Origin of the sequence: Akkermansia sp. JRP_AM1, assembly GCF_049262625.1 — a bacterium.
Taxonomy (GTDB): Bacteria; Verrucomicrobiota; Verrucomicrobiia; order Verrucomicrobiales; family Akkermansiaceae; genus Akkermansia; species Akkermansia massiliensis.
Map to the genome: position 1 here is coordinate 3,185,018 of NZ_CP118234.1, position 26,038 is coordinate 3,211,055.

Sequence of the window (26,038 nt, forward strand, 5' to 3'; positions counted from 1 at the left end):
GGCTTTTTTATTTCACCATTTAAGGCTGACAGGGTCCGTATGATAAAGAATCCCGGCCTCGTCACGCACAAGAAGAGTTAACTGGATGCGCGCAGGAAGGCGCAGCATCTGGAGGCCGTTGAACGCAAATATCTGCCCCTGGCACAACAGGGGGCGGGAACCGAACAGTTCATCCCCTTCAATCACCTGCGTGCCGTCTTCATGGGAACGGACGGTCCACTTTTTACCGATGATGCGCACGGCGCCTTCCCCCGTATTGCGGATGCTCACATTGTAGGGCACGGGAATGCGCCCGTCGTCACGGACCAGCCGCTCCAGCTTTTCATCCCGTGAATACAGGCTGCGCGGCGTGAGCCGCACTTCCAGGCTGGTCAGGAGGGGGAGAACCATACGGGAACCGGAGAGGAATTATGATTCCACGGGAGCCAGGGCCGCCTTCATCAGCTCCAGCGTCGTCTTGCGGATGGCTTCCACGCCCGCCTTGGTGGGCTTGGCGTCCGGAGCCAGCGTCATCTGCTCCTGCAAGGTCGTCAGAAGGTTCATGATTTTTGCAATGTCCCGGCGTTCCTTCATTTCCGGCTCCACCCCGTCCAGGATGTAATGGAAGTATTCCGGCACGTCCGGCTGGAAGATGACCTTCGCCTTGTCCTCCGCAAACTTGTTATCCAGCGCCGCGGTAGCGGCATCCAGGGCGCGTATCCATCCTCCCAGGCCAATCAGGTTCGCCATGTCGGAATCCCGCAGGGAGGCAAGCTCCTGTTCCACGTCGGACTGAATCAGGGCCAGATTATTCTTGAAACTGCTCAAATCCCCGTCTTCCGCATTTTTCAGCAGGCTGGCGGCATGGCGGTTCACCCGTTCCCCGGCTCCGATGGCCTTCGCATAGCTGGAGAGGTCCAGCGCAATGGGCTTCACTTCGTTCATCTTGCCGCACTGCACGATCACAAAGCCGTCCGCCATCATGCCGCCAAGCTGGAGAGCCAGGGAGCAGCGGTCCATGGGGGGCGTTCGGGACGCGCGCGCAGCGCCACGTTCTCCGGAATTTCCGGCAGCCCTTCCAGGTCTTCAAAAATCTTGCGGATGGACGGCGCGGTAAATTCGTTGATGCCCAGCTCCTCATTCATGTGGGAGTCGTCCAGCAGGCGTTCCGGAATGGCCGGCTGACCCTGCCTGTCCTGCTTGCCGGGCGGCGTCTGCACATCCAGTACGGCTTCCTCCTTCTCCGGGGCATTTTCCTTCGGGGCGGCAAACGCCATTCCCCCCGTGACGGATACAGCCGCTGCCAGCACATACAATCTCTTCATAACAACACTCAAAAAGGTTAAGCAAAACGGAATATGTCTTGACTCTCGCCCTATGGTGTCTTATACGGGCGTCACGTCAAGGAAATCCCCCGCGCCTGACGCAAAAAGATACCAAACACCCTTTGCAAGCCCCGCATGTCTTTAAATTACAATTTTATCTGGCTCCTGTGCTATCTTCTGGTTCTCGTCGGCCTAGCCGGATACGGCTTTCACCGCCTGAGCATCGTTTACCTGTACTGGAAGAACCGCAACAACAAGCCCCAGCCCAAGTCCCGCTTCCAGGAACTGCCCGTCGTTACGGTCCAGCTCCCCATGTTCAATGAGAAGTTCGTCGTGGACCGCCTTCTGGAATCCGTAGCCGCTCTGGATTATCCTCAGGACAAGCTGGAAATCCAGATTCTGGACGATTCCACAGACGACACCACGGAACAGTGCTACCGCAAGGTGGAGGAACTGAAGGCCCGCGGCTTTGACGCCGTCTGCATCCACCGCACGGACCGCACGGGCTTCAAGGCCGGCGCGCTGGAAGCGGCCACCAAGGTGGCCAAGGGCGAATTCCTGCTGATTCTGGACGCCGACTTCGTTCCGGAACCGGACCTTCTGCAAAAAACCATCCATTTCTTCACGGATGAAGGCGTGGGCCTCGTCCAGACCCGCTGGGGCCATATCAACCGGGAATACAACCTTCTCACCCGCGTGCAGGGCATGTACCTGGACGGCCACTTCGCCATGGAGCAGACGGCGCGCAACCGTTCCGGGCGTTTCTTCACCTTCAACGGCACCGCCGGCATGTGGCGCAAGTGCGTGATCGGGGATGCGGGCGGCTGGTCCCATGACACCCTGACGGAAGACATGGACCTTTCCTACCGCGTCCAGCTCAAGGGCTGGCGCTTCATTTACCTGAACGATGTCGTCACCCCGGCGGAACTCCCCGTGGACATGGACGGGTTCAAGTCCCAGCAGCACCGCTGGACCAAGGGCTCCATCCAGGTCTGCCAGAAAATCCTGCTGGACATCTGGCGCTCCAAGGCTCCCCTCAAGGCCAAGGTGGAGGCCACCACGCACCTTACCTGCAATTATTCCTACCTGCTCCTGGCCCTGCTCTGCTTCCTGGTGTACCCCATCTGCACCCAGCGCATCCCGGAAAATGAAACGGTCTTCATGTGGTTCGTGAACGTGGCCCTGTTCTTCATGACCAGCGTGGCCGTCTGCATCTTCTACATGAGCGCCCAGATCGTGGTGCGCCCCAAATCCTGGTGGAAGGAGCTGCCCTACCTGCCGCTTCTCCTCACGCTGAGCGTGGGCATGGCGGTGAACAACGCCAAGGCCGTTCTGGAAGCCATCTTCGGCCATCAGTCCGCCTTCGTCCGCACGCCCAAGTACGGGGTGGACCAGAAGGAAAACAGGCAGCATGTCTCCCAGCTCAAGCGCAACGGGTACAGGGCCATCAAGTCCGTCGTCATCCCCGTCCTGGAAATCGCCTGCGGCACCTTCTTCCTGAACCTGATCATCATCATGATCCGCCAGGGCCATTACCTTTCCCCCATCCTGATGATTCCCTTCCTGGGATTCTACTACACGGGGTTCTGCTCCCTGGGCCGCATGATCTCCAACCTGCTGCCCGCCAAACAAACTGCCAAAGCCAAGAACTGACACCTTTCCCATGCCTGCGCCTCTCTCGCAAGCAGTACGCCTGATTCAACTCGCCGGCGCCGCCTTCGCGGTGTTCGGCGCCTTGGTATCCTGCTCCCGTCCGGACTACCAGCCCACCGCCATCGTCAAGGATGGCGCCGTCGTTAGCGTCAGGGACCAGAAAATGGCCGTCATGCGCAACGGACACGTCGTAAAAACCTACCCCATCAGCACTTCCAAATTCGGTCTGGGCGACAGGAAGGGGAGCTGCCGCACTCCGCTGGGCGCCCACCGCATCGCCTCCAAGATCGGCACCGGACAGCCCAAGGGCATGGTGTTTAAAAGCCGCAAGCCCACCGGGGAATGCGTGGCCCCCAATTCTCCGGGCCGCGACCCCATCGTCACCCGCATCATGTGGCTGGAAGGGCTGGAAGGCCGCAACCGGAACGCCCACTCCCGCCTGATTTACATCCACGGAACGGCAGAGGAACGCACCATCGGCACGCCCGCCTCCTACGGCTGCGTGCGGATGAAAAGCAATGACGTGTACGAAGCCTTCAACCTGCTCCGGACCGGGGATCCCGTCGTGATCGAACGCTGCTCCATAGACGCTTCCCTGAAAGCTCTGGCCCAGGCGGAAAAAACGCAGGATTCCTCCCTGCTGGTCATGGCTTCCGCACCGTCTTTCATGGAGAATGCCAACACGGCTTCCATCATTTCCCACCGCCGCCGGGCATCCCGTCCTCCCGCCGTAGCCCTTTCCCGCAAGCAGACCGCGGCCGCCGGGAAGAAAGCCTCTCCCCACAAGCGGACGGCAGTCCGCAAGACAGTGAAGAGCTCCAAAGCCGCCGCCCGTTCCGCCAGGGGGACCCGTTACACCCTCGGCTGAACCGACCTTCCCCGCCATTCTTCCGGCATTCCCGTTCCTCCGCCTCCTGACATGGCTGTTTGAACGCATGGTTGCCTGCGTCCGTCACATTTGTTAACGTAGACTTATGGCCATGATGGAACATGAAGATATCAGCAATGAAAACCTGGCGGGCCACCTTCTGGTTTCCGCCCCCTATCTGGACGGCGGCGGCTTTTACCACTCCGTGATTTTTCTGAGCCGGGTGGAGGAGGAATTCGTCATAGGCCACATCCTGAACCATCCGGCCGGCATGAACGTGGGAGAAGTGGCGCGCCATACGGACATTCCGGAATCCCTTTACCCCGTTCCCATCTTCAAGGGAGGCCCCGTGGAGCGCAACCAGCTCATTTTCGCCGCCTTCGTCCGTACGGAGGACAAATTGCGCGTCCAGTTCCATCTACAGGAGGAACAGGCCCTGGAATACATTGAGGATCCCCACGCCATCCTGCGCGCCTACGTGGGCCACAGCGCCTGGACGCCCTCCCAGTTGCGCCGGGAGCTGAACGACCGCGCCTGGTACGTCTCCCCCACCGTGCCGGACATCTGCCTGGAGCCGGACTCCTCCAAGGTATGGGCCATGGCCATGCGGCGCCTCTCCCCCTGCACCACATCATGAGCCACGCGCCCGCACAGCCTTCCCTGAATTGAACCATCCATCATGAGCATCCAACAGAATCTGGAACACATTCTCTCCCGCATCCGCTCCGCGGAACTCCGTGCCGGGCGTCCGGCGGGGTCCGCCCGCCTCGTCGCCGTCAGCAAAACCTTTCCTGTGGATGACGTGAAGGCGTGCTACGATGCGGGCCAGCGCATTTTCGGAGAAAACAGGGTTCAGGAGGCCCTGGGAAAAATCCCCGCTCTTCCTCCGGATACGGAATGGCACCTCATCGGCCCCCTGCAGCGCAACAAGGTGCGCAAGGCCCTGGAACATTTCACGCTGATCCACGCCGTGGACTCCCTGCGCCTGGCGCAGTTCATGGACGCCGTAGCGCAGGAGACGGGCAAACGCCCCCGCATCCTGCTGGAAGTGAACGTAGGGGATGAAGACAGCAAATTCGGCTTTTCCCCGGAGACTCTGGAACGGGAATGGCCGGAGCTGGCCGCGCTGGACCACCTTGAAATAGCCGGCCTCATGTGCATCCCTCCCCCGGTGGAAAATCCGGACGAAGCGCGCCCTTATTTCCGCCGCCTCCGGGAGCTGAAGGAAACCCTGTCCGGCAAGGGGGGAGCCCCGCTGAGGGAGCTTTCCATGGGCATGAGCCATGACTTTGAAACGGCTGTGGAGGAGGGCGCCACCCTCGTCCGCGTGGGCACCGCCATTTTCGGCGGCCGCTCCTACGCTCCGGCCCCGTGATTTTAGTTGGACAGAAGGAAAAGCGGCGTGTACGTTTGTTCCGGAATAACGGAACGGCCCGGACGGAGCCTTGATTTCAACACCCCATGCTGACAGGAGGAAAAAACGTGATTCCGCATGCGGTGCGGGACGTAGCGGATGCCGCCGCGGCATTTTCCGCCCGCATTGGCCCGGACCGTCATTTTGACTCCCAGGAAAACGTGGAGGAAGCCCTGGCGGAATGCTGCTCTCCGCAGAACGTCACCGTGATCGGCATGACGGGTTCCGGCAAGTCTTCCACGCTGGACGCCCTGGCCGGAGAACGGTTCTGTTCCCGCGTTTCCAGCGAAGCCACACTGGTCCGCTGGCAGTACAGGCCCCACCCCGCTCCCCACACCCATGAATGGGTGCTGGACCTTTTTTACCCGTCGGACGCCCTGCTGAACCTTGAGTTCTGGGACACCATCGGCCTGGAACAGGAGGACGCCCCCCGGAAGCTGAAACACATCGTCCCCAAATCGGACGCCATTCTTGTGGTCATTTCCGCCAGGGACGGCAACCAGCCCCCTTTATGGGACTACCTCCGGACGCTGGAGGAACGGCTCCATTCCCGCATGGTGCTCGTCATCACCCACGCGGAGCTGCTATCCTTTGACCAGCTCCAGTCCCTGAAAGAGGAATTGCGCTCCACCTCCCGCGAACGCCTGGGCGTGCAACTTCCCCTGTACCCCGTCACGACCGCCGGGGAGCAGGCTGGGGAAGGCGTGGAAGCGCTGAGAACATGCGTGCAGGAGGTGCTGAAACGCAGCCCGCTGACGGACAAGCGCGTGGAACGCCTGCTGCTGGCTACGGACCGCCTGCTGGAAGAACAGGGAAAGGTGCTCAATGAACTGCACCGCCTTTCCAAGATGGATTCCGGCTTCCTGACCTCCATTGACCGGGAGATAGACCGCATCCAGCTCCAGATGGAGGATGAAATGCCCGCACGGCTCAAGGCGTACGCCCAGTACGTACAGGACTGCGTGCCGCGGCTGGGGAAAAAATCGGCCCGGCAGATGGGGCGCTTCCTTTCCATCCGGCGCACGATGATCCTGCACAAGCTTCCTCCCGTCATTGACGAATGGTTTTATGAGCTGGTCAAGTCCGGCATTGAGGAACGGCACGCGTATTACAACAAGGAATTCCTGAACATCTGCCAGACGCACTGGAACCATGTGCGCCCCCGCGTGAAGGAACAGTGGGACTGCGACATAGGCGATTTTCCCGCCGCGCGGCTCCAGGCGGACCTGGAGGTGTACAAGGAGCGCCTGGGCCGTTCCATTTACATGCCCCTGAAGGATTTCGGCATCAAGCCGTGCCTCAGCAAGCTGTTTCTGGACCAGGAGGACGTGATGAGAACGGAAATCAAGCTGATGCTCATCCTGGTGATTCTGGGAGCCCTGCTGGGGTGCTTCGGAGAACATGCGGCGGGGTTTGCCTGCGTAGCCGCGGCCCTGGCCGTCTGGGTGGGCGGCAACCTGGGGCTGGCCTGGATGCAGTTCCGGCTGTCGCGCCAGATTGTAGCCGCGGCGGCGGAAATGCACATTGCCGTAGAATGCGGCCTGCGGACGCCCCTGTATGAAGCCATGGTCAGCGGCCTTTCCGATTACCGCAAACTGTACGCGGACATCCGCGGCCAGGTGGCCGGCGGCGTGGAACATCTCCAGCCCCTGCTGAATGCCCGCTACGACCTGTTCTATAAACTGACCGTGCAGAAACACCGGTTCCGCATCTAGCCCCTTTCCTTTTCGTCCGGAGACGCGGCTTCCTGTTCCCTGCCGCGGAAACGCACCCGCTTTCCATCAAGCATCACTCCGCGTCCGGCGTAATCACCATGTCCACATGCCTGTCATGGGCTTCCATGGGCAGGTCGTCCAGAAGCTGGCAGGGGAAGCAGACTCCCGCCAGGGAAACTCCCGCAGCCGGTCCCGCCAGCAGCGTATCATAAAATCCACCGCCGTACCCCAGCCGCTTGCCGTCCCGCGTAAACGCGGCTCCCGGCAGAACAATCAAATCCATTTCTCCCGCATGCAGTTCCGGGCAACCCGGGCCGGGTTCGCGAATGTCCCAGCAGCCCGTCACAAACTCCCCGTGGTGGCATACGCGGTGGAAGCTCAGCGTCCTTCCCTCATGCACCAGCGGGAAGTACCATTCCCGGTCCGGCAGCATGTCCAGCAGGGGCAGCAAATCCACTTCCCCCGGCCTGGCGGCAAAAACAGCCACGCGCCGGAAATTCTTTTCCCGTACCAGCGCCGCCACATGGCGGCAGATGGAACGGGACATGGCTTCCCGGGCGGCGGCGTCCAATCCGCCTATCCTTTCACGTATCATGCGGCGCACTTCCCTCTTGGAAGCCGCCGGACCGCTCACGGTTCCGGATTGGGGTGCTTTTCCTTCCATTCCAACAGGCTCTTTAAAAATACGCTTTCCAATGAGTTGCGCGGGTGTCCGGCTTCCAGCCATGCGGCGCGGCCGTCTTCCCTCACCAGCTCCTGCAACTGTTCCAGCAGCTCCGGGGAGGCATGCTCCAGCAGGATTTCCTGCTTGTCGGAATCCCGTGTCAGCTCGTTCATGGAACCCTCCGCAATGAGCAGCCCTTTAAAGATGACGCCCACCCGGTCGCAAACCTCCTGAACCTGTTCCAGCAGGTGGGAGCACAGGAAAACGGTTAGGCCGCGCGCCTTCAGGTTCTCAATAATGTTCCGGATGTCGCGGGAACCGAGGGGGTCTACGCCGGCGGTCGGTTCGTCCAGCACCAGCAGGCGCGGAGACTGAACCAGAGCCTGCGCCATGCCGACGCGCTGGAGCATTCCCTTGGAATAGCCGCCCAGCCGCCTGTCCGCCGCGTCGGCCAGCCCCACCAGGTCCAGCAGTTCACGGACTTTCTCTTTCAGGGATTTGCCGCTCAGGCCGCACAGCTTGCCGTAAAAGGAGACGGTTTCCGCCCCTGTCAGGAATTTGTAGAAGTAGGGGTTTTCCGGCAGAAAGCCTACCTCCTCCTTGCTGTCCGGGGACAGGCTGGATTTGCCGAAGATGGCGCACGACCCCTCCGTGGGCCTCACCAGCCCCAGCAGGGCCTTCATCAGGGTGGACTTGCCGGAGCCGTTCGGACCAATGAGGCCGTATACCTCTCCCTGCCGGATGCTCATGTCTATCCCCCGCACGGCATGCACCACGGGCTTGCCAAGACCTGTCTTGAAGGTCTTGTGCAGGTTGACGATTTCAGCGGCGGCAGGCTGGTCCATAAGAACGCGGTCAATGCTTGATCTGCCCCAGGCGGCGCAGAAGAATCTGGCTCATGTCGATTCCCTTGGAGAACAGGTCCACCGGGAAGTTTTCATTGGGGGAGTGGATGCGCGCATCCGGCAGGCACATGCCCAGCATCAGGGCGTCCGCTCCCAGCACGCGCTTCATTTCCTCAATGATCGGGATGCTGCCGCCCTCCCTCACCAGCACGGGCTTGCGGCCAAAGGCCTCTTCCAGCGCCTGCTGGGCAGCCAGGCCGAACTCGGAATTCGGGTCGCACACGTAGGCGTTTCCGCCGTGGCCCCGCTTGAATTCCACCGTGACGCCCCTGGGGACATGGCTCTTCACATGTTCTTCCAGCAGCGTTTCAATCTTTTCCGGCTGCTGGCCGGGAACCAGGCGGCAGGAAATCTTGGCAAAGGCATGGCTGGGAATGATCGTCTTGCTTCCCTCTCCCTGGTAGCCGCCTCCGATGCCGTTGATTTCCAGCGTAGGACGGGCGAAAATGCATTCCGCCCCGGTGAAGCCCGATTCCGTCACCACGGTTTCCACGCCCGTCAGCTTCGCCAGCTCTTCATTGCTCATGCCGGGCACGGTGGCCCACATGCTGCGCTCCCACGTGGCGATGGGTTCCACGCCATCGTAAAAACCTCTCACGGCCACGCGGCCGTCCTCGTCATGGAAGGAAGTGATTATTTCCGCCAGGGCCGCAATGGGGTTGGCTACCGCGCCGCCGAACACGCCGGAATGAAGGTCCGCGGAAGGGCCCTTCACGATAATTTCCGCCCCGGCCAGGCCGCGCAGGCCATAGGAAAACGTCGGTGTGTCCGGAGCGGCCATCCCGGTATCGGAAACCACAATCACGTCGCAGGCCAGTTCGTCCCTGTGGTCCTTGATGAATTGGGAAAGACTGCCGCTGCCCACTTCCTCCTCCCCTTCCAGCAGGAAGATCACGTTCACCGGAAGGTGGCCGCCGTTCTGGCGGAGCAATTCCTCCACGCCCAGAATATGGGCGAACAACTGCCCCTTGTTATCCGTGGCGCCGCGGGCGTAAATCTTCCCGTCCCGCACTTCCGGTTCAAACGGGTCGGACTCCCACAGCTCAACCGGGTCCACGGGCTGCACGTCATAATGGCCGTAAATCAGCACGGTTGGCTTGCCTTCCTCCCGCGGGCTGCGGGCCATCACAATGGGATGGAGGCGCGTCTTGTGGGCCGCGGCTTCCAGCCCCATGCCGGACAGCTTGTCCACCAGCCAGTCCGCGCAGTCGCTCACGTCCTGGGCGTGTTCCTTCTGGGCGGAAATGCTGGGGAATCTCAACAAGGTTGCCAATTGATCCAGTCTGTTCATGGCGCCATCAGACCACGCCTGAGGCTTCAAATCAACCGGTAAAGTGTGGCATTCCGCGCCGGAACGGGCCTTTTTTCAAAAAAATGAGGCTTGCCCGCGGGTCCGGGAACAATATTTGATTGCCCTCGCGCGAGATTTGTTCCTTTATATAGGATTATGTTCAGCAAATCCAAAGTGAAGAAAGTGGATTTCGTCACCCTGTCCAAATTTTACGGCAAATACAAGGAAGCCCTCCAACTGGAGCTCATCAACAGCCCCGCCGGCCTCAGCCGCCACATTTGCGAACCCGCCCTCAACCGCCCCGGGCTGGCGATCGCCGGCTTTTACTCCTACTTTGCCAACAAGCGTATCCAGGTCTTCGGCTCCGCGGAGCTGGCCTACCTTCAAAAACTGCCGGAGGGCATGCGCAAATCCCGCATCCAGCGCATGTTCCGGTGCGAGGTGCCGGGCATCGTCTTCTCCCGTGACCAGGACCCGCCCCAGGAAATCGTGGAGCTGGCGGACGAGGCCGGCGTCTGCGTCTTCCGCACGAGCCTGGTGACCATGAAATTCGTCAACTCCGCCACTATCATTCTGGAAAACGAATTCGCGGAAAGCCTCACCCTGCACGGCTGCATGGTGGACGTGCGCGGCGTGGGCGTCCTCATCCGCGGCAAGAGCGGCGTGGGCAAGAGTGAAACGGCCCTGGGCCTGATTGAACGCGGGGCGGCCCTAGTGGCGGACGACATGGTGTACGTGCGCAACGTGGGCGGAGAACTGGTGGCCAGCGCGCCGGAGATGAGCCGCGGCTTCATGGAAGTGCGCGGGCTGGGCATCGTCAACATCACCACCCTCTTCGGCCTCAAATCCATCCGCCACAACAAGCGGCTGGACCTCATCGTCACCCTCATTCCCGCCAAGGACCAGGAAGCGCTGGACAGGCTGGGGCTGGAAAGGGAGGGCCTGGACGTTCTCGGGGAAAAAGTGCTCCACGTGCAGCTCTCCGTAGCCCCCGGCAGGGACATCGCCCGCCTGGTGGAAGTGGCCGCCATGGACTACCATCTCAAGGACATGGGCATCGACATGGCCGGGGAGTTCAACCGCCGCCTCATGTCAAACTTCCAGCCCCCTGAAAACCAGGACTGACAAAAAACTCTTGGAAAAAAACTTCAATTAGTGTACTTACCGTTCTAGCAACCGTTATCACCCCTTACTTCAAATTCCATGGTTACCAAGGAACTCACCATCATCAACAAACTCGGCATTCACGCGCGTCCGGCTGCTCAATTCGTCAAACTGGCCAGTAAATTTGATGCAGACATTGTCGTGGAGAAGGATGGCGAGGAAGTTGATGGAAAGAGTATTCTGGGCTTGATGATGCTGGCGGTAGGCCACGGCTCCAAGATCACCATCACGGCGGAAGGAAAGGATGAGCAGGAAGCGTTGAACGCGCTGGAAGACCTGATTTCCCGCAAGTTTGAAGAAGATTGAACACTCCGGCTCACGGCCATATGAGACCGGGCCATCAAGCCCGCAGATGATTCAGGAACCCATTTCCACGGAAGAAACCTGGCTTCAGGGCATTCCCGTTTCCCCCGGCATCGCCCTGGGCAAAATCAAAATTCAAATCAGCGGTTCCAAGGAACCCGTGGCGTATGAAATTTCCCCGGAGGAGGTGGATGCCGAATTGGTGCGCTTCCACCAGGCGCTGCAAACCACCGCGGATCAGATCCGGACGCTGCGTGAGCGCATGATCCAGATATCCGGGGAAAAGGACGCCTCCATCTTTGACGCCCACATCCTTCTTCTTCAGGACAAGGTCATCCTCCAGCAGGTTCAGACGGAGCTGCTCAAGCGCCTCCAGAACGTGGAGCACATCTTTTATGTGGTCATGCAGAACTACATGGAAGTCCTGCGCCGCGTGGACGACCCCTACCTGCGCGCCAAGACCGCGGACATGGAGGACGTCATGCAGCGGGTCATCAACAACCTCCGCAGCACGGAACCCCTGGAAGACGAGGAAGAGGCGGAGGAAGCCCAGGTGCTGGTGGCCTATGACCTGACCCCTTCCGACACGGCGGCCATGGACGCCAGCCTGATTCACGGCTTTGCCACGGAAATAGGCTCCTCCGTTTCCCACACCGCCATCCTCGCCCGCTCCATGGGCATTCCCGCCGTCGTTGGACTGGACCAGGCCCTCCTGCGGGTGGAAAGCCACGCCCCCGCCATCCTGGACGGCTACAAGGGAGTGCTCATCCTGAAGCCCACGCAGGAGACGGTGGAGTACTACAACCGCCTCCAGGTGGAAAAGGAAAAGGCCTACAAGGCGCTGGAAGCGCTGCGGGACCTGCCTACCATCACCAGGGACGGCCGCAACATCCGCCTTTCCGTCAACGTGGAATTCCCCCATGAATACTCCGGCATCAAGGAGGTGGGGGCGGAAGGCGTGGGACTCTTCCGCACGGAATTCTTCCTGCTGGGCAATCCAGCCGGCATGCCGGACGAGGAGGAACAGACACGCTACTACAAGAAGCTGGCGGAAGGCTGCGCGCCCCACGGCGTCATCTTCCGCACGCTGGACTCCGGCGGCGACAAGCTGCCGTGCGAACGGCTCTGTACGCCGGAACCTAATCCCTTCCTGGGCTGGCGCGGCATCCGCGTCTCCCTCAGCCGTCCGGAGCTCTTCAAGCAGCAGCTCCGCGCCATTCTCCGCGCCTGCGCGGACACGCCCGGCTGCGGCATCATGTTCCCGATGATCTCCGGCTATACGGAGGTGGTCACCGCCAAGCACATCCTTCAGGAATGCCGGGAGGAACTGGAAAAGAAAAACGTTCCCTACGCGCGGGACCTGAAGGTGGGCATCATGATTGAAGTGCCCAGCGCCGCCATCATGACGGACGTGCTCGCCCGGGAGGTGGACTTCTTCTCCGTAGGCACGAACGACCTCACGCAGTACACCATCGCCGTGGACAGGGTCAACAACCGCGTCGCCAACATGTTCCGCCCCACGCACCCCGCCGTGGTGCGCATCATCGGCATGACGATCACCGCCGGAGAACGGGAAAACGTCCCCACGGCCATCTGCGGGGAAATGGCGGGGGACATCACCCTGCTTCCCCTGCTGATCGGGCTGGGCGCCACCTCCATGTCCGTGGGCGTGCATCTGGTCCCCATCATCCGGTACGCCATCCGCAACCTGGACTACGGCCAGTGCCGGGACATGGCGCAGAAGGCGCTTCAGGCGCCCAACAGCAGGACCATCGTGGACCTGAGCACGGCTCTGGCACGGAAATCCTATCCGGCCCTGTTTGAATAAGGCCTTCCCTTCCGGCGCATGCCGTACCGGAAAAAACGGCTCTTATCCCCGGCAAACTGCCGCGGGAACACGAATCCTTGACAGAATAGCCCGTTTCATGCGTTATATGAGTACTGGTCTTTTTATCATGAAAACTTTCCGCATTGCATTTTCTCTCATCCCGTTCCTGCTGGGAAGCGCCCTGTCCGCTTCCGCAGCACCCTCAAACGCGCCCCGCGCGGAAGCCCAGAAGCGCCCCAACATCATCCTTTTCCTGGTGGACGACATGGGCTGGCAGGATACATCCCTGCCCTTCTGGAGGGAAGCGGACGGCACGCCCAAGCCCACCTTCCTGAACAAGCGCTACCGCACGCCCAACATGGAGGCCCTGGGCAAGCAGGGCATGGTCTTCACGAACGCCTATGCGCAGCCCATCTGTTCCCCCAGCCGGTGCAGCCTCATCTCCGGCATGAACTCCGCCCGGCACCGCGTCACCAACTGGACGCTCCTGCGGGACCAGACCACGGATGCCGGCCACAAGGCGCTCAAAGCTCCTGCGGACTGGAGCATCAACGGCGTGCAGCCGCTGGGCACCAAATCTTCCGGCACCACCCTTCTCCCCCTGACGGAAGAGAAAATCCAGTACAAGATGGAAAAGCCCTTTACCCCGGTGCTGGGGCTGCCCGCCCTGCTCAAAAAACAGGGCTATACCACCATCCACTGCGGGAAGGCCCACTTTGGCTCCAAAAATACCCCGGGGGCCAATCCCAAACTCTTCGGCTTTGACTACAACATCGCCGGCACGGAAATCGGCGGCCCGGCGGACTACCGGGGCTCCCAGAAATACGGCACGGGTAACTTCCACGTCCGCGGCCTGGATGAGAACAACTATTATGAAAACGACGTCTTCCTGACAGAGGCCCTGACGCAGGAGGTGCTGAAACGCCTGGACGCCATCAGGAACAACCCCAAGGAGGCGGACAAGCCCTTCTACCTGTACATGTCCCATTACGCCATCCACGCCCCCTTCGACATGCGCGGCTATGACAAGCGCTTTGCGGAAGACTACTCCAACCCGAACGACGGCCACAACTGGTCCGATAACGAAAAACGCTACTCCGCCCTGATCCAGGGGATGGACAAGAGCCTGGGCGACATCCGGCAGTACCTGGAAAAGAACAATCTGGATAAAAACACCGTCATCATCTTCATGGCGGACAACGGCGGCCTCGCCATCAGCGGGCGCATGGGCAACAAGGAATCCAACTACCCGCTGAGCTTCGGCAAGGGCTCCAACCGGGAAGGCGGCATCCGGGAGCCGATGATCGTTTACTGGCCCGGAGTCACCAAGCCGGAAAGCGTCTGCACCACTCCCGTCATCATTGAAGACTTCTTCCCGACCATTCTGGAAATGGCGGGAGCCAAAAAAATCCAGGCTCCGCAGGTCGTGGATGGCAAAAGCTTCGTCACCCTGCTGAAGGGCGGCAAAATGAACCCCAACCGCCCCCTGCTCTTCCATACGCCCAACGTCTGGGGGGAGGGGAACGGCAACAACTCGCTTTATTCCCCCAGCACGGCCATGCGCCAGGGGGACTGGAAGCTGATTTACTGGCACCCCACCCAGAAGTTCGAACTCTTCAACATCAAGGAAGACATCAGCGAGGAGCACAACCTGGCGGAACGGCATCCGGACCGCGTGAAAGCCATGGCAAAAACCATGACCGCCCTGCTCAAGGACCGCAAGGCCCAGATGCCCACCTACAAGAAAGACAACCCCGCCGGAGCCCGGGAAGGCTCCCCGTGCCGTGGCCGGACCAGGCGGCGGCCAGGCTGTAAAGGCATCTCCACCCCTCCCCGGAAAGCCGCATTATTCCCTTTTCTTTTAAGGAAACAGGGAGTATGGTGCGGCTTTCCTGTTTTTATTCCCTTTCTCCATTCTCTTTACAATATCATGAAAAACCTTCTTTCCATCGAACAGCTTACCGGAGACGAAATCAAGGACCTGCTCGCGCTGGGCCACAAGCTCAAGGCGGAACGCGGCCATCACGAACGCCTGCCCCTGAAAGGCCAGACCTGGGCGCTTATTTTCTCCAAATCCTCCACCCGCACCCGCGTTTCCTTTGAAGTGGGCATCAGCGAACTGGGCGGACGCCCCATGTTCCTTTCCGTCCATGACATCCAGCTCGGGCGCGGAGAACCCATCAAGGACACGGCCCGCGTGCTGGGCCGCATGATCCACGGGGCCGCCATCCGGACTTACGGCCAGCAGGAAGTGGAGGAATTCGCCGGCTTCTCCGGCATTCCCACCATCAATGCCCTGACGGACGAGGAACACCCCTGCCAGATCCTGGCGGACCTGCTCACCATTGAGGAAATTTACGGCCCCGGCTCCTGGAAGGACATGAAGATCGCCTTCGTAGGGGACGGGGACAACAACATGTCCCGCTCCTGGATGTGGGCGGCCAAGCGGCTGGGCTTCACGCTCGCCATCGGCGCGCCGACCAACTACCTGCCGCTGGAAGACTTCCGCAAGCATCTGGACTGCGAGAACGTCATCTTCACCACGGACCCCGTGGAAGCCGTGAAGGGAGCCTCCGTCATCAACACGGACGTCTGGCTCTCCATGGGCCAGGAAGCGGAAGGCCTGTCCAAGGAAAAACACTTCTACCCCTACCAGGTGAACAGGGAGCTGCTGGAACACGCCGCCCCCAACCACTCCGCCTTCCACTGCCTGCCCGCCTACCGCGGCAAGGAAATCACGGAAGACGTGCTGGAACACTTCGCCCCCGTCATCTTCCGTGAAGCGGAAAACAGGGTCCACGCCCAGAAAGCCGTTCTCGCCACGCTGGCGGACGCCAACCGGGCATAACCGGCCTTTCCCACCAAAATCCGAGCCATGAACTACGAAGAACGCCTGCAAGACCTGCTGGATGAACTGGACCTGTTCCAGGACTGGACGGAACGCTACGAATACATCATCAGCCTGGGCAAGAAGCTTCCAAAGCTGGACGAAGCCCACAAGACGGAGGACTCCCTCATCAAGGGCTGCCAGTCCCGCGTGTGGCTGTACACGGAGCCGGACAAGGGCGTGCTGAAGCTCTACGCGGACAGCGACTCCCTCATCACCAAGGGCCTCATTGCCGTCTTCATCCGGCTGCTCTCCGGCCTTCCCCGGAAGAAATCCTGAAAGCGGACATGTCCAAGCTGGACAGGACCGGCCTGAAGGACCATCTGGCGCCCACCAGGGCGAACGCCCTCAACTCCATGGCCGCCCAAATCAAGCAGGCCGCCATGAACATGGTGGAACACCATTGATTTTTCCGGTATGATGACCCACGGCCTTCTCCCGCATCTCTTCCTTCTCTCCGCGGCCTGTTGCGCGTGCCTCTCATGCAGCAGCTCTTCCAGGGACATCACTATCCGCAGTGTCCCTTCCGGGGCCAGCCTGCGCGTGAACGGAGACTATGCGGGGCAGGCACCCGTCACGCTCTCCCTGAACAGGCACAAGTCCGTGCACGTGGCGGCGGACAAGCCCGGCTTCCTTTCCACGGAAAAAACCTTTTATCCGGAGATGACCACGCAGGGGGCCATCCTGTGGGGCCGCAACAACGAAAAGTCAAAAGACTTCAAGACGGACACCCTGACCATTCGCCTGAAAAAGGCGGACTCCGGAGCGCCGCCCCTGAGGGAACTGCCCGCACAGTGGTAACGGCCTCCCGGCCATGCCTCTCCCCGGGCACGGCTCCATTCCTTCCCTGACGCGCGCGGCACGTGCCGCGCGCCCCCTTTGGGTCCTCTCCGCATCCGGCCTTGATACGCCGGTTTTTCGCGGTAATGGCTATCCTTCCTCCTGCCCCAGGTGCCGGGCCATGACGGCGGAACCCACCCTTTTCAGGACCAGGGCCGTACGCGGCAGCAGGTACAGGGAAAGATTCCCGTCTTCATCCGTAAAATGCGGCATGGAATCGTCCTGCCTTCCAAAGCCGCCGAAGCGGGCGCCGTCCGTATCCAGCACGACCCTCCATTCCCCCTTCTGGGGAGCGGGCAGCACGTAATCCATGATCGCCCTGTCTCCGGACCAGTTGAACACAAACAGCAGGCCGCCGCGGTGGAACGCCATGACCTGGTTGTTTTCGTCAATATTCAGCGGGAACGGCGGCGGATTGTTCAGCAGCCGTGCATCCAGGGCCAGGCGGACCATGGCCTGGTCAAAGGCATTCAGGAACTTGAACCTGAGGGACGGATTATCCACCAGGGACCACTGGCGGCGGCAGTGCTCGTAAGACCAGCCGTTGCCTTCACGCGGAAAATCAATCCATTCCGGATGCCCGAACTCGTTGCCCATGAAATTCAGCCAGCCTTCCCCCCGGTAGCCAGCGTCACCAGGCGGATCATCTTGTGCAGCGCCATGCCGCGGTCAACAACAAGGCTCTGCTGGTCCACGGCCATCTTCCAGTACATCTCCGCATCCATCAGGCGGAACGCCAGGGTCTTGTCCCCCACCAGGGCCTGGTCATGGCTCTCGCAGTAAGCCACGTGCGGCTCGCCGTAACGCCTGTTGGTCAGCGTATGCCACATGTCGCCCATGCTCCATTCCTCGTCCTTCTTCTCCTTGAGCAGCTTGATCCAGTAATCGGGAATGCCCATGGCCAGCCGATGGGAAAAGCCCAGGCCCCCTTCATCCACCGGGCGGCACAGCCCCGGCATGCCGGACATGTCCTCCGCAATCGCGACGGCGCCCGGTCTTACCCGCTGGATCAGCGTGGAGGCCAGCTGCAAATAAGCCACGGCGTCCAGGTCCACGGACGGCCCGAAGTACGCGCCCAAATCCCCGAACGGCTCGTGGCCCCGGTGGAAATACAGCATGGACGTCACGCCGTCAAAGCGGAACCCGTCAAAGCGGAACTCCTCCAGCCACCAGCGGACATTGGACAGCAGGAACTCAATCACCTCGTCCCGCCCATAGTCAAAGCAGCAGGAATCCCAGTCCGGATGATGGCCGCGCTCCCCGGGCAGGAAATACATGCCTCCGGAACCGTCAAAATTATTCAGACCTTCCGCCTCATTCTTCACGGCATGGGAATGCACCACATCCAGCAGCACGGCGATGTTCAGGCCGTGCGCCTGGTCAATCAGGTACTTCAGATCCTCCGGCGTGCCGAAACGGGAGGAAGGAGCGAAAAAGGAGGAAACGTGATAGCCGAAGGAGCCATAATAGGGATGCTCCTGGACGGCCATCAACTGGACGGTATTGTAGCCCAGTTTGGAAATGCGGGGGAGAACTTCATCCGCAAACTCCCGGTACGTATGCACGCGCTGCTCTTCCCCGCCCATGCCCACATGCGCCTCGTAAACGAACGGCACCTCTATCCGGGAAGGGTCAAAGCCGTTGTTCCTCCATTCATAGGGGTGCTCCGGCATCCATATCTCCCCGGCAAAATCATAAGTGGCGGGGTCCTGCACGGCCCTGGTGATCCACGCGGGAATACGGTCCTTCCCCGTGCCGTCCGCGCCGATCACGTGCACCTTCACCTTCTGCCCGTGGGCCAGCGCGTCAGGCGGCAGCGTTATCTCCCACACGCCGCGCTCATTCCGCACCAGCGGGTGGCTCTCCCGGTCCCAGCCGTTGAAATCCCCCGCCAGGAACAGTCCGCGGGCGGCGGGCGCCCATTCCCGGTACGTCCATGCCCCCGTCTCCGGATCACGGTTGAAGCCGTAATAGCGGTACCCCTGCGCATACCCCTCCAGAGAGCCGGAACGCTGGCTGATCCTTTTCATTTTCAGGTCAAACAAACGCTGGCGGTCGCGTATCTGGCGGGAATACGGCTGGAGCCAGCCGTCCGCCATCACCAAACCGGGAATCGGGGGTCTTCTCATTATCCGATGATACTCCGCCCCAATCAGCAGGGTCAAGGAGAAAGACGTTCTTCCGGGCCTCCCCGCGCATGTCCTGCGCCCGCAGCGTCAGGAACACCTTCTTTCCGGAGAATACGCCACGGCGGAACGCCGGAACCACGCAGCTCCTCCCATGCGCCCCTAGTCACATTCCGGCAAACGCCCGGTATCCCGCATGTACAGCATCCTGAGCAGCACTTCCTTGGAAATCCGGTTCAGGTCAAAATGCACAGGCGGCGAATCAGGAAGGACACCCCAGTCTCCATATTGCCCGTATAAAACCATTTCAGGCACCCGGGGCCCGGGAAAAGTCTTTCCTTCAAACAGGACGCTGGACAGGGGAAACATCCATTCATGACGGAAGGAATGGCGGCACGGTCCGGCAAAGGGAATTTCAAAACCCAGACAGACGTTTCCATCCTCCACAGGCTCCTTCCCTTCCATCACCAACTCATCCCTGATCTTCATTTTATCCTCATAAGAACACAGCGTTTGGTAACGGCGCGACGTGTTAGCTTCATAATCAATCAGCTTAGAAGCCTTGTAATTACGCAGCATCCATTCCCGCTCCTCCGGATCATCCGGAGACCAGGAGCCGGGAGCAACATCGTACGGGAAAATGTCCACATTGCACAAGGTGCCCGGCAGCCCAATCTGGATAAACGGCTCCAGGCTGACGGAAAAGCCGCGGGAACCAAACAACTCGGCAGCGCCCGCCCTCAGTCGTTCATAGTCGCTTCGCAGCATGGAAATATCCAGATCATCATCCCAGGGAATAAACCCCTTATGCCTGACCGCCCCCAGAAGGGTCCCGAAATCCAGCCAGTACTGGTAGCCGTTTTCTTCAAGAATACTGCCCACTTCCTTCAAAAAAAATGCCATGGCCTGCTGCACAACCCTCAGCACGCCGGACGCCGCCGGAACTTCCTCCGCCCGGACGGTGGACTTCACCAGCTTTCTCATCTGTGCATGCTCATTTTCCTTCCCCACCCTGAACCGGGCGCAGGGAATGCCGAACAACCTGATGGTACGCTTCTTTCTATCCGTGATTGAAGAAAGCACCGTCAGGCCGCAGCAGCGTACTTCCGTCACCCACAGATGTTTATTTTTCATTAGCTTTCCGGTTCTTCCGGCAGTGATGAACGAAGGCAATCTCATGGTGGGCAAATCTAGGCAGTGAATACGGGAAAATATCAATCTTTCCGTAAGCGAACAACGGGGGGGTCCTGAAACGGACCTTATCCACCGGATACCATAAGTCAATGAAAAACAATGCGGCTTTTTAATGAAAAACAACCATTTCCGTATATTAAAACCATTTTCTCCAAGATGCAGCTTTTGAAAAAAACCCTCAATTCTCTTTTCCCCAACTTCCATAGCATGCGGATTGATCATCCGCCGTCAAAGTAAAAATTTCTGCAAAAACATGTTAATGGAAAGTACATTGGTGAAAAAGGAAAAGTACGTAATTCATTTTCCTTCCCTATTTTCCCGCTTTTCATTGATTTAACTTCAAATGGAGATGGCGATCCGTTTAACGGATGATCAATCCGTTAAACATTGTTCTTAGTTCTTTTTAAGTTCTGAAGACAAATTAGAGTATTTATGCAGGCGATCATTTTAGCGGCCGGAATGGGAAAAAGACTGGGGCATCTCACCCAGGACAACACCAAATGCATGATTCAAGTGAACGGGGTAACGCTGATTGAGCGAATGCTGAGGCAACTGGACAACCTTTCCCCTTCCCTGGAGAAAATCGTCGTCGTCACGGGATACAAGGGAGCAAAACTTAAATCCTTCATCTCTCTTCTGGACATTTCCACGCCCGTGGAATACGTGGACAATCCCCTTTATGCCGCCACCAATAACATTTATTCCCTTTACCTGGCCAAGGAGCACCTGCTTCAGGACGATACGCTGCTCTTTGAATCCGACCTGATTTTTGAAGACTCCGTCATTGACGCCCTGCTCCACCATCCCTATCCCAGCCTGGCCCTCGTCGCCAAATTTGAAAGCTGGATGGACGGCACCGTCGTCACGCTGGATGAAGACGACAACATCAAGCAATTCATTCCCGGCAGCAAATTCTCCTATAAGAAAAAAACGGAATACTTCAAGACCGTCAACATTTACAAATTCAACAGGGATTTCTCCCGTACCCACTACGTCCCCTTCCTCACCGCTTACAGCAAAGCCCTGGGCAACAACGAATATTACGAGCAGGTGCTGCGGGTCATCGCCCTGCTGGACAAACCGGAAATCAAGGCCCTGCGTCTCGGCAGCGAAGCATGGTATGAAATAGACGACATCCAGGATCTGGACATAGCGGCTTCCATGTTCACACCAGACCGGGAGGAACACCTGCGCCTGATGGAGTCCCGGTACGGCGGCTACTGGCGCTACCCACGCATCAGGGATTTCTGCTACCTGGTCAATCCATACTTCCCCAACAAGCGCCTCATGTCCGAACTCAAGGCGAACTTTGAGCACCTGGTGCGGGAATACCCGTCCGGCATGAGGGTCAACAGCCTGCTGGCCGCAAAATACTTCGGCGTCAGCCAGGAATACATCTGCATCGGCAATGGCGCGGCGGAACTCATCAAGGCGCTCATGTCCCGCATGGAAGGGAAAATGGGCGTCGTCTACCCCACCTTTGAGGAATATCCCAACCGGGCGGCCCCGGATATGGTGGTGCCCTTCCATCCCGCTTCCTGGAATTTCAGCTACACGGCGGACGACCTGATGGAATTCTTTTCCGGCAAGGACATCAGCACCCTGCTCCTTGTCAATCCGGGCAATCCTTCCGGCTTCTTCCTCCCGAAGGCCGACGTGCTGCGCCTCTGCCTGTGGACGAAGGAGCGCGGCATTCGCCTGATTGTGGATGAATCCTTTGTGGATTTCTCTGAAGGCATGCCGGACAACACGTTGCTCCGGGACACCCTCCTTGAGGAGTACCCCCATTTGGCGGTGGTTAAAAGCATTTCAAAGTCCTACGGCGTTCCAGGCCTCCGCCTGGGGGTTCTGGCCTCTGCAGACAAAAAGCTGATTGCATGGATAAAAAAGGACGTTTCCATCTGGAACATTAATTCCATTGCCGAATTTTACATGCAGATCTTCGGGAAATATGAACAATCCTACGTGCGCGCATGCCGCCGGTTCATGGAGGAAAGGGACCGCTTCATGCAGGAACTCTCCCGCGTTCCCTTCCTGAACGTCCTCCCCTCCCAGGCCAACTACTTCATGTGCGAGGTAATGCCGCCCATGAAAGCCCGTACCCTCACGGGCCTCCTGTTGAAAAACCACTCCATCCTGATCAAGGATTGCAGCCGGAAAAAGGGCTTTGAGGGTAGGGAATTCATCCGCATCGCCGTCAGGAACAAGGCAGATAACGACGCCCTGGTACGCGCCATGCACGCGGAAGCCGCTTCGGAACCGCTTTCCATCTGACCACGCTGGCGGAAACCTCCCTTTTTTCATCCTTCTCCATTACTGCTTTTTCATGAACGCTACTTCTGCGCCCATCATAGGCATCTGCGGCGGCGGCAACTTGGCCCATGCCATGGCCGGGTGGCTGGGGGCCCGTGGCCTGCGCGTCAATATCCTGACCCGGAAGCCCGAACAATGGAATAAAACCATCTCCGCCTCCTTTCCGGACGGAACCGCGCTCCGGCCCCCCCTGGGCCGAATCAGCAATCATCCGGAAATACTGGAGGAATGCAGCCTTGTGCTGGTGGCGGTCCCCCGTTTCGGCATCCGGGAAATATGCCTGCGCATCAAGCCCTTTCTGCGCCGTGATCAGGGGCTCGCCATCGTGCCGGGCACTCCGGACGTCATGGACATGGCGGAAGACGCCTCATGGACTTCCTCCGTCAGCCTGATGGGAATATACAAGGTTCCCCTGATCTGCCGTACGCTTGAATATGGCCATTCCGTCTCTATTCTCGGCAGCCGCCCCCTCAACAGGATATGGGTTGCCCCCGGGAACGACGCCGGCCATTGGTCCGCATTGCTGGAAACTCTGTTTGATACTCCGCTGGAACTCCTTTCCTCCCCATGGCCTTTCCTGCTGAACAATTCCAATCCCCTTCTGCACCCCTCCCGCTGCATGAGCCTGTTTCGCCATTACAGGGAAGGAACCTTCTACGACAGGCAATTTCTGTTCTATGAAGAATGGACGGAGGAAGCCAGCGAACTGTACATCCGAGCAGATCAGGAACTTCTGGCTCTTTGTTCCCGCTGTCCCGGCATGGAGATCGGCAGGGACATCATTCCTGTTCTGAACTACTATGAATCCCGGAATGCCGCGGAACTAACCGGGAAAATCCGTTCCATCCCGGCGTTCCGCGGAGTCAAGGCACCCATGGTCCTCCGGGAACAGGGCTGGGCGCCGGACTTCGCCTCCCGCTACTTTACGGAAGACGTTCCCCTGGGCACCGGGCCGATTTGTCGTCTTGCGGAAAAACTGGGCGTTCCGTCGCCCACGCTCCATTCCTTTGTGGAATGGAACACTTCCATGCTGGACAGGTTTTCTCCGTTGCAGGAAAAATCATAAAACGGCTGACGACAACGCAGTTCAAGACAGGCCTTTCATACCGGACAGCTCCCCGGAAAGCACCGGCTCATTCCGTCAGGCGGGTTCAACGGTCCGGGAACGGCATTTTTCCTGTTCAGTTGATCTCTTCAACATCGCCGCCTTCGCGGAACCGGCAGGTCACGTCAGCCATGAACAGGGAATCATCCCGGGACATGAGGGAAAACTCATGACGGCAGCCGTGAATCAGGCGCAAAAACGCGGCCAGCTCATAGCGAAGGCCGTCGCCCTCAAACCTGATAAAATATTTCCTGTTCTGCCGGGGGTCTTCAAAACGCACCTCAAATATCTCCGTCTTCCACCACGGGGAGGGCACGTAAATATAGCCGCGCGTTCCCGTGACGCACAGGTCCCCCTCCCGCTTGGCTCCGATGGCGACCGTAGCGGAGGCTGCCGCATTGGGATAAAGGAAATCCGCCCGCGTAAAAAGGTCCACGCCCGTTTCCGGCTTCCTGCAAGTCGTGAAGCGGATGCGGCGGCTTTCCGTCCCCAGCAGCTTTCCGATGACGAAAACGGGATAAGCCCCCAGCTCCGTCCACGCCCCCCCGGCCTGCATGGGATCGAACTCCCTGCTTGAATCATCCTCAATCAATTTGGTGAACGCGGCGTCCACCGCCTTGATGGAACCGATAACTCCGCTTTCCGCCACGCCTATCAACTGCTGGAAAGCCGGGAAAAAAGCCGTTTTCAGCGCTTCCAGTAAAACGCATCCCCTCTCCGCGGCCAGCAGGAACAGCTCTTCCACCTCTTCCCGGGAAAGGGCAAGCGGCTTTTCGCACAGCACATGCTTTCCTTTCAGGAGGGCTCTTTTGACCAGTTCATAATGCAGATGATGCGGAACGGCCACGTAAACGGCATGGACCTTGTCCAGGAACCGTTCATACTCCGTGTAATATTCCAGCAGTTCATACGATTCCGCAAACCGGCGCACCTTCTCCTCGTCGCGTCCGTAAACGGCCGTTATTTCAATGCCGCTGACGTACTTGGACTCCTGGAGAAAACGGCCCGCTATGCGCCCGTGGCCGGCAATTCCCATGTGGACAATGAAATTCCGGGCGGAACGGAGGTCGGTTGAAGAAACGCCCTTCGTGCGCTCCAGGTAAACCACCTCGCAATGTTCGCGCAGATAATCGAACTTGCCCGTCCAGTCGGAACCGATCACGAAAATATCCGCCCCATACTTCTGGATGTCGTGCAGCTTCTGCCCTTCCAGCTCCTCCGTGATAATAAGGTCCGCCAATCCGGTCTTCCGGACATTTTCCACGCGTTCCTCCAGGCTTTCCAGCACATTCAGCTTGCCCCGGCTCTGGTCGTAGCTGTCTGTGGTCACGCCGACGATAAGGCGGTCCCCCAGCGCCCGTGCTCTTTTCAGAAGATTGACGTGCCCCGTATGAAGCAGGTCGAAAGTGCCGTAGGTGATAACCGTTTTCATGACTGGGATATGTCAATCTGCTTTCCGTAGACGTCAATGAAACGGTTCACCGCCGTCTCAAAGGGGACATGTTCCATCATGCGCTTTACGGAAGGGTGCTTGAACTGGATGCGGTCCGGATAGGACAGGTAATCGCCATAAAAAAATTGCAGGTACTGGCGCGCATGGTTGGGCACGGAGAATTTCATCCCCTCAAACTCCATGGATCCCAGGGGAAAGAACGTCTCATAGGGCAGATGAGTGTTTTTCGTAAATGTGATGGCCGGGGAAAGGAAAATTCCGGGGGTGTCCTCCTCCGCCGCCGGGTCCTTGCCTTCCAGAATCTCCCGGCGGATTTTCTGCTGGATCTGGTCATCGGTCATGTTCATCCGGCCATCCACCAGAACCACGTCTTTTTTAAACGCAGTAAGCCGCCTGTCCAGGCTGCCGTGCTGTTCCGGGGACACGAGGCTTTCCGAATAAAAATGATAAGGGTATACGTCAATGTTGAGAGGAGTGCCCTCATACCCTATTTGCAGGAAGGCATGCCTTTTCCAGGTAAAACCTTCCTCCCGCGGAAAGAGGGAGGGCAGCAGTTCCAGAAGGCGGTCGTACTCCGGCCTCATCATGCTTGCGTCCAGATCATCGTCCCACGGAATAAAGCCCCTGTGCCGCACCGCGCCCAGCAACGTTCCGTAATCCAGCCAGTACCGGAGGCCGTTTTCCCGGCACTTCCGCGCAAAAAGAGCCAGCAAAACGGTATTGCCTTCCTGAAGCAGCCTCAGTTTGCCCGTAGCCGGAGGAACCTGGGAAACGGGATGGTTGTAAATGAGAAGATTGCGGATATCTTCCAGCTTTGACGCCAAAGATTCGTTTCTTCTTCTCCTGAAACCATTCATAAACCGATTGATGATTTTCCGCCCATAATAAGGGAGCTTACAGAGAACCATATATTTTATATGGTTTAATTCCATCATATTCAATCAGTTTTAAAAAATTCAAACCATCTGCCGAAATCGAACGGCCTTTAATCATTGAAGAGGAATCAGTATA

23 protein-coding genes and 1 pseudogene are annotated in these 26,038 nt (G+C 59.0%); 13 read left to right on the forward strand and 11 right to left on the reverse strand.

Features of this window, described 5'->3' with window-relative positions; genetic code table 11:
• Window positions 1–12: 12 nt before the first annotated feature.
• Genes PVA48_RS15380 through PVA48_RS15390 form a run of 3 tightly spaced genes read right to left on the reverse strand, consistent with a single transcriptional unit; the run spans window position 13 to window position 1,304 of the window.
• Complete coding sequence (locus tag PVA48_RS15380) at window positions 13–390, reverse strand: ApaG domain (RefSeq protein WP_102727514.1); 378 nt, start codon at window positions 388–390, stop codon at window positions 13–15.
• An 18-nt stretch (window positions 391–408) separates the two neighbouring features.
• Window positions 409–999 carry a hypothetical protein gene (locus tag PVA48_RS15385; protein WP_215832601.1) on the reverse strand — a complete coding sequence of 197 codons (591 nt, stop codon included), beginning with the start codon at window positions 997–999 and terminating at the stop codon, window positions 409–411.
• Window positions 960–1,304: a hypothetical protein gene (locus tag PVA48_RS15390; RefSeq protein ID WP_309557080.1), complete on the reverse strand. Its 345-nt coding sequence runs from the start codon at window positions 1,302–1,304 to the stop codon at window positions 960–962. Before PVA48_RS15390 ends, PVA48_RS15385 begins: the two co-directional genes overlap by 40 nt.
• Window positions 1,305–1,439: 135 nt before the next feature.
• Between PVA48_RS15390 and PVA48_RS15395 the strand changes: the two genes are divergently transcribed.
• The 5 genes from PVA48_RS15395 (at window position 1,440) to PVA48_RS15415 (ending at window position 6,954) form a co-directional block, all read left to right on the forward strand.
• Window positions 1,440–2,957 (forward strand): cellulose synthase family protein, encoded by a 1,518-nt coding sequence (locus PVA48_RS15395; RefSeq protein WP_022398060.1) that lies wholly within the window; start codon window positions 1,440–1,442, stop codon window positions 2,955–2,957.
• A 10-nt stretch (window positions 2,958–2,967) separates the two neighbouring features.
• Complete coding sequence (locus PVA48_RS15400; protein WP_102727512.1) at window positions 2,968–3,825, forward strand: L,D-transpeptidase; 858 nt, start codon at window positions 2,968–2,970, stop codon at window positions 3,823–3,825.
• A gap of 112 nt (window positions 3,826–3,937) precedes the next feature.
• Window positions 3,938–4,462 (forward strand): YqgE/AlgH family protein, encoded by a 525-nt coding sequence (locus PVA48_RS15405; protein ID WP_423232023.1) that lies wholly within the window; start codon window positions 3,938–3,940, stop codon window positions 4,460–4,462.
• 42 nt (window positions 4,463–4,504) lie between these two features.
• Window positions 4,505–5,200 carry a YggS family pyridoxal phosphate-dependent enzyme gene (locus PVA48_RS15410; RefSeq protein ID WP_102728412.1) on the forward strand — a complete coding sequence of 232 codons (696 nt, stop codon included), beginning with the start codon at window positions 4,505–4,507 and terminating at the stop codon, window positions 5,198–5,200.
• Between the two features lie 86 nt (window positions 5,201–5,286).
• Window positions 5,287–6,954 carry a GTPase family protein gene (locus tag PVA48_RS15415; RefSeq protein WP_102728411.1) on the forward strand — a complete coding sequence of 556 codons (1,668 nt, stop codon included), beginning with the start codon at window positions 5,287–5,289 and terminating at the stop codon, window positions 6,952–6,954.
• A 73-nt stretch (window positions 6,955–7,027) separates the two neighbouring features.
• Here the strand turns inward: PVA48_RS15415 and PVA48_RS15420 are convergent, their stop codons facing one another.
• The 3 genes from PVA48_RS15420 to PVA48_RS15430 are packed head-to-tail and all read right to left on the reverse strand — an operon-like array spanning window position 7,028 to window position 9,814.
• Window positions 7,028–7,588, reverse strand: coding sequence for a 5-formyltetrahydrofolate cyclo-ligase (locus tag PVA48_RS15420; protein WP_180975182.1), 561 nt, complete (start codon window positions 7,586–7,588; stop codon window positions 7,028–7,030).
• Complete coding sequence (locus PVA48_RS15425; RefSeq protein ID WP_022398066.1) at window positions 7,585–8,463, reverse strand: ABC transporter ATP-binding protein; 879 nt, start codon at window positions 8,461–8,463, stop codon at window positions 7,585–7,587. Before PVA48_RS15425 ends, PVA48_RS15420 begins: the two co-directional genes overlap by 4 nt.
• 10 nt (window positions 8,464–8,473) lie before the next feature.
• Window positions 8,474–9,814: a dipeptidase gene (locus PVA48_RS15430; protein WP_022398067.1), complete on the reverse strand. Its 1,341-nt coding sequence runs from the start codon at window positions 9,812–9,814 to the stop codon at window positions 8,474–8,476.
• A 174-nt stretch (window positions 9,815–9,988) separates the two neighbouring features.
• On the opposite strand from PVA48_RS15430, the gene hprK reads away from it, so the two are divergent.
• From hprK to PVA48_RS15460, 6 genes and pseudogenes are all read left to right on the forward strand, one after another.
• Window positions 9,989–10,939: an HPr(Ser) kinase/phosphatase gene (gene hprK / locus PVA48_RS15435; protein ID WP_423232024.1), complete on the forward strand. Its 951-nt coding sequence runs from the start codon at window positions 9,989–9,991 to the stop codon at window positions 10,937–10,939.
• A gap of 78 nt (window positions 10,940–11,017) precedes the next feature.
• Window positions 11,018–11,284 carry an HPr family phosphocarrier protein gene (locus PVA48_RS15440; protein WP_022197994.1) on the forward strand — a complete coding sequence of 89 codons (267 nt, stop codon included), beginning with the start codon at window positions 11,018–11,020 and terminating at the stop codon, window positions 11,282–11,284.
• A gap of 46 nt (window positions 11,285–11,330) precedes the next feature.
• Window positions 11,331–13,109 (forward strand): phosphoenolpyruvate--protein phosphotransferase, encoded by a 1,779-nt coding sequence (ptsP, locus tag PVA48_RS15445; protein ID WP_022398069.1) that lies wholly within the window; start codon window positions 11,331–11,333, stop codon window positions 13,107–13,109.
• Window positions 13,110–13,236: 127 nt separating this feature from the next.
• A complete protein-coding gene (gene argF / locus PVA48_RS15450; protein ID WP_423232025.1) occupies window positions 13,237–15,957 on the forward strand; it encodes an ornithine carbamoyltransferase in 2,721 nt (906 codons plus the stop codon).
• 27 nt (window positions 15,958–15,984) lie between these two features.
• A pseudogene (locus tag PVA48_RS15455) lies at window positions 15,985–16,403 on the forward strand (SufE family protein).
• 10 nt (window positions 16,404–16,413) lie between these two features.
• A complete protein-coding gene (locus PVA48_RS15460; RefSeq protein ID WP_102727506.1) occupies window positions 16,414–16,797 on the forward strand; it encodes a PEGA domain-containing protein in 384 nt (127 codons plus the stop codon).
• Window positions 16,798–16,926: 129 nt separating this feature from the next.
• On the opposite strand, the gene PVA48_RS15465 is transcribed toward PVA48_RS15460, so the two are convergent.
• The 3 genes from PVA48_RS15465 to PVA48_RS15475 all read right to left on the reverse strand — a co-directional run bounded on the left by PVA48_RS15465 (window position 16,927) and on the right by PVA48_RS15475 (window position 20,096).
• The gene (locus tag PVA48_RS15465) at window positions 16,927–17,433 is read right to left on the reverse strand and encodes an alpha amylase C-terminal domain-containing protein (protein WP_419526191.1); all 507 of its coding nucleotides are present in this window, start codon (window positions 17,431–17,433) and stop codon (window positions 16,927–16,929) included.
• Window positions 17,434–17,438: 5 nt separating this feature from the next.
• On the reverse strand, window positions 17,439–18,965 hold the full coding sequence (locus tag PVA48_RS15470) for an alpha-amylase family glycosyl hydrolase (protein WP_423232026.1): 1,527 nt from the start codon (window positions 18,963–18,965) through the stop codon (window positions 17,439–17,441).
• 159 nt (window positions 18,966–19,124) lie between these two features.
• The gene (locus tag PVA48_RS15475) at window positions 19,125–20,096 is read right to left on the reverse strand and encodes a LicD family protein (protein ID WP_275539874.1); all 972 of its coding nucleotides are present in this window, start codon (window positions 20,094–20,096) and stop codon (window positions 19,125–19,127) included.
• Between the two features lie 492 nt (window positions 20,097–20,588).
• On the opposite strand from PVA48_RS15475, the gene PVA48_RS15480 reads away from it, so the two are divergent.
• A complete protein-coding gene (locus PVA48_RS15480) occupies window positions 20,589–22,430 on the forward strand; it encodes an aminotransferase class I/II-fold pyridoxal phosphate-dependent enzyme (protein WP_102728408.1) in 1,842 nt (613 codons plus the stop codon).
• 52 nt (window positions 22,431–22,482) lie between these two features.
• Window positions 22,483–23,535 carry an NAD/NADP-dependent octopine/nopaline dehydrogenase family protein gene (locus PVA48_RS15485; protein ID WP_102728407.1) on the forward strand — a complete coding sequence of 351 codons (1,053 nt, stop codon included), beginning with the start codon at window positions 22,483–22,485 and terminating at the stop codon, window positions 23,533–23,535.
• A 115-nt stretch (window positions 23,536–23,650) separates the two neighbouring features.
• Here the strand turns inward: PVA48_RS15485 and PVA48_RS15490 are convergent, their stop codons facing one another.
• A complete protein-coding gene (locus tag PVA48_RS15490) occupies window positions 23,651–25,006 on the reverse strand; it encodes a Gfo/Idh/MocA family oxidoreductase (RefSeq protein ID WP_102728406.1) in 1,356 nt (451 codons plus the stop codon).
• Window positions 25,003–25,884, reverse strand: coding sequence for a LicD family protein (locus tag PVA48_RS15495; protein WP_180972985.1), 882 nt, complete (start codon window positions 25,882–25,884; stop codon window positions 25,003–25,005). The genes PVA48_RS15490 and PVA48_RS15495 overlap by 4 nt, the downstream gene beginning before the upstream one ends.
• Between the last annotated feature and the right edge of the window lie 154 nt (window positions 25,885–26,038).

Coding starts and splice junctions, on each gene's coding strand:
- PVA48_RS15380 (WP_102727514.1), bottom strand. CDS start 390: ATGGTTCTCCCCCTCCTGACCAGCCTGGAAGTGCGGCTCACGCCGCGC.
- PVA48_RS15385 (WP_215832601.1), bottom strand. CDS start 999: ATGGACCGCTGCTCCCTGGCTCTCCAGCTTGGCGGCATGATGGCGGAC.
- PVA48_RS15390 (WP_309557080.1), bottom strand. CDS start 1,304: ATGAAGAGATTGTATGTGCTGGCAGCGGCTGTATCCGTCACGGGGGGA.
- PVA48_RS15395 (WP_022398060.1), top strand. CDS start 1,440: ATGTCTTTAAATTACAATTTTATCTGGCTCCTGTGCTATCTTCTGGTT.
- PVA48_RS15400 (WP_102727512.1), top strand. CDS start 2,968: ATGCCTGCGCCTCTCTCGCAAGCAGTACGCCTGATTCAACTCGCCGGC.
- PVA48_RS15405 (WP_423232023.1), top strand. CDS start 3,938: ATGATGGAACATGAAGATATCAGCAATGAAAACCTGGCGGGCCACCTT.
- PVA48_RS15410 (WP_102728412.1), top strand. CDS start 4,505: ATGAGCATCCAACAGAATCTGGAACACATTCTCTCCCGCATCCGCTCC.
- PVA48_RS15415 (WP_102728411.1), top strand. CDS start 5,287: ATGCTGACAGGAGGAAAAAACGTGATTCCGCATGCGGTGCGGGACGTA.
- PVA48_RS15425 (WP_022398066.1), bottom strand. CDS start 8,463: ATGGACCAGCCTGCCGCCGCTGAAATCGTCAACCTGCACAAGACCTTC.
- PVA48_RS15430 (WP_022398067.1), bottom strand. CDS start 9,814: ATGAACAGACTGGATCAATTGGCAACCTTGTTGAGATTCCCCAGCATT.
- PVA48_RS15440 (WP_022197994.1), top strand. CDS start 11,018: ATGGTTACCAAGGAACTCACCATCATCAACAAACTCGGCATTCACGCG.
- ptsP (WP_022398069.1), top strand. CDS start 11,331: ATGATTCAGGAACCCATTTCCACGGAAGAAACCTGGCTTCAGGGCATT.
- argF (WP_423232025.1), top strand. CDS start 13,237: ATGAAAACTTTCCGCATTGCATTTTCTCTCATCCCGTTCCTGCTGGGA.
- PVA48_RS15460 (WP_102727506.1), top strand. CDS start 16,414: ATGATGACCCACGGCCTTCTCCCGCATCTCTTCCTTCTCTCCGCGGCC.
- PVA48_RS15465 (WP_419526191.1), bottom strand. CDS start 17,433: ATGGGCAACGAGTTCGGGCATCCGGAATGGATTGATTTTCCGCGTGAA.
- PVA48_RS15470 (WP_423232026.1), bottom strand. CDS start 18,965: ATGAGAAGACCCCCGATTCCCGGTTTGGTGATGGCGGACGGCTGGCTC.
- PVA48_RS15475 (WP_275539874.1), bottom strand. CDS start 20,096: ATGAAAAATAAACATCTGTGGGTGACGGAAGTACGCTGCTGCGGCCTG.
- PVA48_RS15480 (WP_102728408.1), top strand. CDS start 20,589: ATGCAGGCGATCATTTTAGCGGCCGGAATGGGAAAAAGACTGGGGCAT.
- PVA48_RS15485 (WP_102728407.1), top strand. CDS start 22,483: ATGAACGCTACTTCTGCGCCCATCATAGGCATCTGCGGCGGCGGCAAC.
- PVA48_RS15490 (WP_102728406.1), bottom strand. CDS start 25,006: ATGAAAACGGTTATCACCTACGGCACTTTCGACCTGCTTCATACGGGG.
- PVA48_RS15495 (WP_180972985.1), bottom strand. CDS start 25,884: ATGAATGGTTTCAGGAGAAGAAGAAACGAATCTTTGGCGTCAAAGCTG.